General features: G+C 64.2%; 3 protein-coding genes and 1 pseudogene. All 4 read left to right on the top strand.

Annotated features, from left to right (window positions below):
- Positions 1–124 (top strand): annotated as a pseudogene (locus tag VNQ78_RS03590) (transposase); the annotation flags it as partial.
- A gap of 9 nt (positions 125–133) precedes the next feature.
- Positions 134–2,029, top strand: a complete 1,896-nt coding sequence (locus VNQ78_RS03585; protein WP_325686676.1) for a helicase-related protein — start codon at positions 134–136, stop codon at positions 2,027–2,029.
- 63 nt (positions 2,030–2,092) lie between these two features.
- Positions 2,093–4,840 (top strand): DUF1998 domain-containing protein, encoded by a 2,748-nt coding sequence (locus tag VNQ78_RS03580; protein ID WP_325686674.1) that lies wholly within the window; start codon positions 2,093–2,095, stop codon positions 4,838–4,840.
- A complete protein-coding gene (locus VNQ78_RS03575) occupies positions 4,837–7,008 on the top strand; it encodes a UvrD-helicase domain-containing protein (protein WP_325686672.1) in 2,172 nt (723 codons plus the stop codon). The genes VNQ78_RS03580 and VNQ78_RS03575 overlap by 4 nt, the downstream gene beginning before the upstream one ends.
- Positions 7,009–7,451 lie beyond the last annotated feature (443 nt).

Below are 7,451 nucleotides of genomic sequence, written 5' to 3'. Positions count from 1 at the left end.
CAACCGCATTGAGATCATGTTCGGCCGCCTGAAGGATTGGCGGCGCGTCGCGACCCGATACGACCGGTGCCCGGAAACCTTCTTCTCTGCGATCTTGCTAGCCGCAACCGTCTTGTTCTGGCTCCGAAACTCAATGAGTCTGGACCCTAGCGGCGCCGGTGGCCAGATCGTGAAGGGTGTCCTGAACGCAGAAACGATCGAATTCAACCCGGCCGATCACAAGGATCTCGGTCCGGGACCGACCTCGCCGGTCTGGTTGTATAATCCGACCGACGCGAACGGGCGGATCGACCGGACCTGCCCTGCCTGCGGGCAGGCGCGCGGTCTTCTCCTGTTCGGGATGCGGGCGGCACGCCTGACGACCGGCATCACCGGTATCCTTTACACATCCGAACAGAACGAAGAGCGCCCCGAGGCGAAACCCCGTTTCCTGATGTTTTCGGACTCGGTTCAAGACGCAGCGCACCGGGCGGCTGTGGCCGAAACCCGAAATGCACTGTCGGTCTACCAGAAGGCTCTCTACGGTGCACTTCGGTCCGCGGAAACGGGCGCGATGACCCTGCACGAGGTAATCGAGGACGTCCCACGTGCCCAATTGAATGAACTCGGCCCAGACGGGTTCACCGCGCTTTTCATCCCGAAAGAGCTGACCTGGCGCCGCCGCTACCGGGAGCTGGTCGAAAACGGGACCACCATCACGGACCCGGTGTTCCTCGACCATATTCGGATCCGGCTCGGGTGGGAGTATTTTGTCGACCTGAGCTACCGGGCGCATTTCAATCATACGCTTGAGTTGAACGGGATGGCGGCGGCGGACGTGCCAACGGATCTGCTGTGCCTGTCCGCGGAGCGGCTTGCACGGGAGCTGCGAAACGACCTGCCGGGCGCGCCAGAGTTCGACCGGGACCTTCTGACCCGGCTCCTCGCCGGGGTGACCCAGCGGATGCGGCGCCAAGGGTCCGTGGCGCACCCCTATCTCGAGAGCGCGATCGCGAACGGGAAAGGAAACTATGGGCTGAACTGGTACGCAGCCGCCATCCAGGTGGGCGTGGGGAAGACCGGTTCCCTGCCGAACCCGGACGGCCGGCGGGGTCTCGCGCCGATCCCGGTGACTCTCGGTGCCGCCCCAACCGGGTTTGAGCGTATCACCCGGACCGGAACCGCGAGTTGGTACCGGGACTGGCTGTTCCGGCTGATCGGACCGTCTAACCTACGCTACGGTGCGGACGCAGACGCGATCTACCCGCTCCTCCTGCGGCGGCTTGAAGCGGACGCCATCGTCCGGCGCGTGAACGGCCCGGAGGGGCAAAACCGGCATGCCTGGCTCCTCGTGCCGGAACGGATCACCGTATCCACCACAACAATCGGACTTTGCTGCGACTTGTGCGGTCGGCGCGAGACCGGGCTTTCGGAAAACGCAGATGTCCTCATCGGCTCCCCCTGCACGCGGATCGGCTGTGACGGGCACCTCGCCGCTGTCGACCAGCCTGACCGGCCCGCCCTTCGCCGCGCCCTCCGCTCGGACCGAAATCACCGGGTAGTGGCCCGAGAGCATACCGGTATCCTGGAAACGGATGAACGGCTACGGGTCGAGACTGGGTTCATCAAGAGCGAAACCCGCTGGGCCCCGAACCTGATCTCGGCCACCCCGACCCTGGAGATGGGCATCGACATCGGGGACCTGTCCACCCTGCTCTTGAGCTCGGTCCCCCCGGAAGAGGCGAACTACGTCCAGCGGATGGGGCGGAGTGGGCGGCACGACGGAAACGCGCTGAACATGGTGCTGGCGAACGCACGCACCCATGACCTCCAGTTCTGGGAGGACCCGACCCCAATGCTGGCGGGCCAGGTCCGCCCTCCGGGCGTGTTCCTCGCGGCCGAAGAGGTGCTTCTGCGCCAAGTGACCGCCTTCACCCTCGACAACCTATGTGGGCGCATCAAAGGAGAGCGGGGATTACGGGAAGGTCCGGGACGTCCTGAAGCGCCGAGCCTCCGGTGCGACCGAGGGGTTCCCGGTCGAATGGCTTGAACTGGTCCGGGAAACCGGACGGATCTGGCGGACCGGATCCGGTCTTACCTGACCGGAACGGACTTGAAATCGATCGGCTGGCGCGTCGGGGAGGCGTTCGACGCGGCCACGACCGAGCGGGCCCGGCTGGTGGAAAAGCGCGACGAGGCGACCAAGGAACTCGGTCGGCTCAAGAAGCGCCGAGCCGAGCTGACCGATGAAGAATATGAGCGTCGCGAGCAGGACCTGACCCGGGACCGGACCGAGATCAACCACTTGATCCGGAGTGGGATCGACGAAGTGCAGGTGATCAAGTTCCTGACGGACAAGGGGATCCTGCCGAACTACGCCTTCCCCGAAGAGGGGGTGAAGCTGACTTCGATCCTGTCGCGGCGCAACGACGGCACGACAGCACGAGACGAGGACGGGCTTCTGCACGTCGAATACTCTCGCCCGTCCAGCTCCGCCCTGTCGGAATTCGCGCCGGGCCAGTTCTTCTACGCCAACGGGCGCCAGGTGCAAATCGACCGGATTGAGATCGGCAAGGAAGATCTGAATCGCTGGACGTTCTGTCCGGCCTGTTCCCATGTGGCACATCGGATTGAGGGGGCGGAGACCCGCACCTGCCCGCAATGCGGAGACGAGATGTGGTCGGATAGCGGATCCGAGCATGACGTGGTCCAGCTCAAATCCGTAATCGCGATCGACAGCGAGGAAAAGGCGGCGATCCGGGATGGGGATCAACGGGACCAGCGACAGTTCGATCGGGTCCTCATGCCGTTCCATGGACCGGAAGACATCGCCTCCTCCTGGTTCACCAGCCGGGAAAACGGCGCCCCGTTCGGCTTCGAGTTCCTGCCCCACTGCACGTTTCGGGACTTCAACTTCGGCACCAAGTCCACCCTACCCGGGCCGCGGATCGCGGGAGAACGTCGTCCCGCGCAGCCGTTCCGGATCTGTCGTCACTGCGGGTCGCTTCAGGGTCCCCCCCGTGGCGAGGATGATCGGGGCACCCACCCGCCGAACTGCCTTGTGATGCGGAACGAGGACCTGCTTCGGGACCAGTGGGAAACCGGCGTGTTCCTGATGCGCAAGTTCGACACAGAGGCGATCCGGATCGTGATCCCGGTGGTCGGGGACGCGGATGACGATGATCTGAAAAGCTTCGTCGCGGCGATCAACCTCGGGATGCGGCGTCATTTCGCGGGAAAGGTAGACCATATCCGGTCCACCATTTTCCAAGCGCAGTTGAACGGGATGACCACTGTTCGCAGCCTCTACCTCTACGATTCCGTCCCGGGCGGGTCAGGCTATCTGCGTCAGATCGCGGAACATCCGAGTACGATGCGCGAGGTTGTCAGCCGCGCGGCGGAGGCGCTTCGGGACTGCCCCTGTAACCAGGAGCCGGACCGGAACGGGTGCTTCCGCTGCGTGAAGCCTTACCGGTCACAGTTCGGGCCCGGCGAGCCGGATCGGGATCGCGCGCGGCAGATGATGGAGGCGATCCTCCAGAAATGGGACAGCCTGACCCAGACCGAGACCGGGATCGATGCATCAATTCGGGGGGCGCTGGTCGAAAGCGTTCTGGAGAAGCGGCTGCTGCGGGCCCTCTCCGGCTTCTACGGAGACGCGGCGCTGACCCCACAGGTGCTGCCGGGTGGACGGCGTGGGTTCGTCCTGCGCGCAGGGCGGCCGGACACACCGCGCCTCTGGACGATCGAGCCGCAGGTGCAGATTGATGCACGGTTCCGGAGCCTGCCCCGCAAGCGTGTTGACTTCCTGTTCACCCCGGTTGGCCGCAGCGGCGGTCTGCCGATCGTTATCGAAATGGACGGGATCGAGTATCACGCGGGTGCGGTCGCCCAGGATCTGCTGGATCGGATGTTGATGATCAGGTCTGGTCAGGTGCGGGTCTGGACCCTGTCCTGGCGCGACCTTGACCCGGAGGAAAAAGGCTATCTGAACCCGCTCTCCGAAACCGCCCTCGGGACGCATATGACTGGGCCGCTTGGACGTGCGTTGGCGCACCCGCTGCTCGCTCCACATGCTGAGGTGGTCCGGGCGCTGCAGACGATCAGCACGCTCGATGCGCTGAGGCGCCTTCTCGATGGAGACACGGACGGGGATGCGGTAATCCGGTCCATCCTGATCCGGGGCCTCGTGAAGGGCGGGCGTCCCATCGACCAGCTGCCCCGGCAGGCTGCCATCTCCGAAGCGGGGCGTCTGTTCCTCGCCGGCACGGAGGCGGCGGAACAAGTCGGGGTCGGGGCGATCGACCTCTATCTGGCCTGTAAGAAGATATCGCCGATCAAATGGGCTCAGTCGGACCGGGACCTCCGGCTTTTGCTCCGGGCGGTCCTACCGGAACCGGGCGAGGTCCCGGCCGCGAAAACCCTCTACACGGACGCGTGGCGCGGGCTCTGGCGGATCGTGAACCTGTTCCAGGGCGCGCGTGGTCTTCATGTCGAGTTCGACGGGCTCGATACGTTGGCCCCGCCCGACATGGCAGACCCGGTCTACCAGGGGGATCAGGGCCCCCGGTTGACCGCATGGGAAGAGGCACGCGCGCTGTGCGACGACGCGTTCCACCCGCTGATTGACGCGCTGATCGCGGCTGAGGCGCCCGGGCCTGACCACTTCGGGGACGATCTGCTTGCGGACGGGCGCGTGGTGGGCGCGATGGAATTCGGATGGTCGAACACCCGCGTCGCCGTTGCCGAGACATCCCATGAGAGGGTCGGCTGGGCGCTAATCCCATTTGATCCGGAAACCGACCAGATCGGGGAGACGGTCTCGAGAATTATCACGACCCTTCAGGAGGCTCGGACATGACACACACAATGAACAAGCGGGTCTCCTACGACATCGGGTGCATGAAGAGCCTGCGGAAACTTCCGGACCGGGTTGCGCTCCGTTTCATGGACCTGATGACCAAGTATATGTCGGACCCGTCCGCGAATGGGCTTAATCTGGAAACGGTTGAGGGATCGAAGGACAGCTCGATCAAGTCCTTGCGGGTCGACCAAGGATACCGTGCTATCGCCTTCGAGGTCGGTCGCGACATCATGTTCGTGCACGTCAACGAGCACGACAAGGCCTACCGATGGGCGGCGGGGCGACGGGTCAAGCTCGACCCGGAAACGAACCGGATCCGGGTGATCGAGGAGGTGGACGCGGTTATTGAACCGGTGGCAACACCGGACATTTCCGCTCCTCGCCTCTTCGATGAGATGACTGACGCACGGCTGCGCGCCCTCGGTGTGCCGGAGGAGGAGCTGACGGCCGTCCGCCAGATTCCCACGATTGAGGCACTGGAAGGCGCGGAGGACCGGTTCGATCCGCTCACCTATCAGATCCTTTACGCGGTCGCGGCTGGTTATGCGGATGAGGAAATCCAGGCCCTGACCGGGGTCGGCGCGGAACCGGACGCGGAGCCGCCGCAGCCCGCCGCAGAGTTGACCTTCGGGAAGCTGATCGAGACGGAGCAGAGCCGTCAGACCATCTTTATCCCCGAAAGCGAGGCGGAACTGCGTCGCGTCTTCGAGGAGGGGCTTGAGGGGTGGCGCGTTTTCCTGCACCCCGAACAGCGCAAGATCGCCTACCGGGACTACAACGGGCCGGTTCTGGTCCGGGGCGGGGCCGGTACCGGCAAGACCGTCGTCGCGATGCACCGGGCCAAGCACCTCGCGGACCAGATCGAAAGAGACCCGACCCGGGCGGGTCAACGGGTCCTTCTGACTACCTTCACGACCAGCCTGGCGCATGACATCGACGCAAACCTCCGGACCCTGTGCCCGGCGCATCTGGACGTCCGCCCGCCCCGGATCGAGGTGATCAACCTGGATCGGTGGGTGTCGCAGTTCCTCAAGCGCAAGAACTTCGCGCGCGAGGTCGCCTTCTTCGGTGAGGCGCGCGACCGGCTGGACCAAGTCTGGCGGGAGGTGTTCGACGATCACGAGCTGCCCGAGGGGCTGTCCGATCCGCTCGTCCGCGCGGAATGGGCCCAGATCGTGCAAGCAAAGGGCCTGACTGACAAAAAGGGTTACCTGAAGGCGTCCCGGGCCGGGCGGGGCACTCCGCTTGACCGCAAGAAGCGGGCGGTGTTGTGGGACATCTTCGCCGATTACCGGGCCCGGCTGATCAGCGAGGGGCTTGCAGAACCCGATGACGCCTATCGTGAGGCGACCGAGATCCTGACCGCAGAGGCGCCGAACCTGCCATATGCAGCGGTGATCGTGGACGAAGCGCAGGACATGGGCGAACAGGCGTTCCGCCTGATCCGCGCGATCGTGCCGGACACCCCCACCGGGGATCGCAACTCCCTCTTCATCGTGGGTGATGCGCATCAGCGGATCTACGGGCGGCGGGCCGCCATGTCCGCCTGCGGGATCAATGTGCGCGGCCGCTCAAAGCGACTCCGCCTCAACTACAGGACGACGCAGGAAATCCGGGCTTGGGCGGTATCGGTTCTTGAGGGGGTCAGAGTCGACGATCTTGATGAGGGAACAGACACCCTGCGCGGTTATGTCAGCCTCATGCGCGGGGTCTCACCAGAGCTGATCGGCTGCCGGTCCGAGCCGGAAGAGCTCGACGGGTTGGTGGCCTGGGTCCGGGTCCTGCCGCCCGACCAGATCCGGCTCTCTGATATCGGGGTCCTCTGCGCGCGCCGCGCCGACGCGGACCGGGTTCAGGTGGCACTACGCGCGACAGGCATTGAGACGGTGATGCTCCAGTCCGGCGCGGATGACCGGTCCGTTCCGGGGATTCGGATCACAACGATGCATCGGGCAAAGGGACTCGAATTCTTCGCAGTAGCGATCCCTTTCTTGTCCGATACAGCGTTTCCTCCGCCGGGCGCCCTACGCACCGCGGTCGACGGGGCGGACCGGGAAGACATCTTAGCCCAGTACCGATCCCTTCTTCATGTGGCAGCGACGCGAGCAAAGAAAGCTCTCCGCATTTCTTGGTCGGGGACGCCTACTGGCATGATCAAGGGCTAGGGGTGCGTAGCAGTTTTCTGTCAAAGTATTAAGCAATACCTCGTATGCCGCCGTTCTCCGGTACGGTTGATGGTGGCGGAGCAGGTCGTCCAGAAGCATAGTGGGTCGCCACCGGCGACGATCGGTACCGCAGTTCTGGTCGAAGCCGAAGACGGGAGCTACCAGGTGTCATGCGAGCGCGCTGATCTGGCTGGATCGTATCAGGTTGCGCCAATCATGAATCGGGCGAATGGGAGCATCGGCTTTCCTGTCTATGATGCCGTCGGTGAGGTCCTGCGCGCAGATGACCGGAGGACGTTCATCATCGAGGCGCGACCTCGCCGCTTGCACCAGCTGAATCCGGTGCTACAGTGTCACACAGGAATGTCACACTGCGGTCTTGCCCTCAATTTAAATTGTAGCAATATCAACGCACTAGCGCACGGGGAGATTTCACTCCACCC

Source organism: Paracoccus sp. (in: a-proteobacteria) (assembly GCF_035556475.1).
Classification (GTDB): domain Bacteria; phylum Pseudomonadota; class Alphaproteobacteria; order Rhodobacterales; family Rhodobacteraceae; genus Paracoccus.
This window is presented reverse-complemented; position numbering and strand designations above follow the sequence as displayed.

Bases quoted from the DNA above. Each gene is read 5' to 3' on its own strand.
- VNQ78_RS03575 (WP_325686672.1), top strand. From the start codon at position 4,837: ATGACACACACAATGAACAAGCGGGTCTCCTACGACATCGGGTGCATG.
- VNQ78_RS03585 (WP_325686676.1), top strand. From the start codon at position 134: ATGAGTCTGGACCCTAGCGGCGCCGGTGGCCAGATCGTGAAGGGTGTC.